At 51.5% G+C, this 1408-nt stretch carries 3 protein-coding genes; all 3 read right to left on the bottom strand.

Translation table 11 applies throughout. The features are described from left to right. A partial coding sequence (locus IEY52_RS26420) for a transposase (RefSeq protein ID WP_268239769.1) occupies positions 1 to 384 on the bottom strand: 384 nt, incomplete at its 3' end. Between the two features lie 11 nt (positions 385 to 395). After that, positions 396 to 917, bottom strand: a complete 522-nt coding sequence (locus IEY52_RS26415) for a helix-turn-helix domain-containing protein (protein ID WP_189009676.1) — start codon at positions 915 to 917, stop codon at positions 396 to 398. A 92-nt stretch (positions 918 to 1009) separates the two neighbouring features. Next, the coding region (locus tag IEY52_RS26410) for a hypothetical protein (protein ID WP_229685002.1) at positions 1010 to 1408 on the bottom strand (399 nt) is incomplete at its 5' end.

Genomic DNA, 1408 nt, shown 5'->3' with positions numbered 1-1408 from the left:
GGTGGTCTCGATCAAGTTCAAAAACGGACAATACGCAGGCAAATACCGCAGATATAACCCCTGTTTCTCCCAATCCTCACGTTGTTTCGCCAGCTCTCCACCCTTGTGAAAGGGCGCATTGTCCAGCACCACCACCGTTAGCTTGGAAGGATCGCATCGGTCTGCCAGCGTCTGGAGGTAAGCCACCACAGAAACCCTGGTGCATTGTCCTTCCAGAATCCGATACTCCAGTTGTTCCCCTGCTGCAGAGAGGCTGAGGGTCCCCAGCACATTGACCCGGCCATCTGACCCCCAGCGGGTCGGGATCTTGAACTGCTTGCCCCGACCTTTGACAAACCAGCTGCTGACCACACTCAACATCAATCCCAGTCCGGTTTCATCCAGGTACTTCAGGGTCAGTTTCCCGTCTCTAGCCCCTTTTTCAAGGTTTCCAGCGAAGCTTCATGCTGGGAAACCACCCCCGGGTCTGCCTGTTTCATGGGGCTGTAACGGCCTCTTTTCCAGCGATACCCCAGGTCATGCAACTTGGTCCGGATCGCTTCACGCTTGATCAATACCCCAAACTGTTTCAGGGTGGCTTCGCTGAGCAAGGTGCAATTCCACAGCCGTTCTTCTTTCAGCTTCTCGTGCATGAATTCTTCGATCTGGGCGGTAAATAGCGTAGGTTTCCCTTTGGCTTTGCCATCAGTAAGGCCTCTGAGACCGTCCTGTTGGTAACGCAGCAAGTCTTGTCGGACCGCTTCAATGCTGCGGTCAAAGTGTTCTGCAAGTTCAGCGATGGTCCAGCCCTGGTGACTGAGTCTGAGGATACGGGCTCTAAGCCGAACTTTTTCGCTGAACTTGGGGGTAAGTTCAATACGTTTGAGGTCCTGGTCTTCCTCGGGGGTCAGGTGGACCAGTCGAAGCGGCTTGCTCATGACCTGATTTTATCCATTTTTTGTAACTGCTCAGCACAGCAGTGCGCTTTCGTAATGAGCAGTTACACATTTGCTTTGGAGGCGATATGAAATCACTCGTCAGGCAAATCGCCATACCCAAAATTACACAGGTGCAATCTCATGCGTTTGATATCGTCTTGCTTCCAGATGCGCCTGGAGAGTATGGTGAGAACATCGTTGTATGAATCTGTGTAAGAGAGCTGGTCCCGCATCGCAGAAAGGAGAGCAGCTATAGACCGGAAGCCATAACCGTCTTCGTCCAGGACGGCCACCAACAGGGTGCTTTCTTTCTCTGTGAGCTTGCCTGGGAATGCCAGTTTCAGCACGTCATATACAGGCTGCTTGGCTGGATCTAGTGAGCCTCTCATAGGGTCAGTCATTTCTCTGAGTGTAAGATATTTGTAACTGCTCAGCATGGGAACTCTCTTATATGCTGAGCAATTACCATTTTTTATGTGGGAGATACTTAA

The organism is Deinococcus roseus (assembly GCF_014646895.1).
GTDB classification, from domain to species: Bacteria; Deinococcota; Deinococci; order Deinococcales; family Deinococcaceae; genus Deinococcus_C; species Deinococcus_C roseus.
The sequence above is the reverse complement of the archived record's forward strand: the minus strand, read 5'-3'. Positions and strand labels throughout refer to the sequence as shown.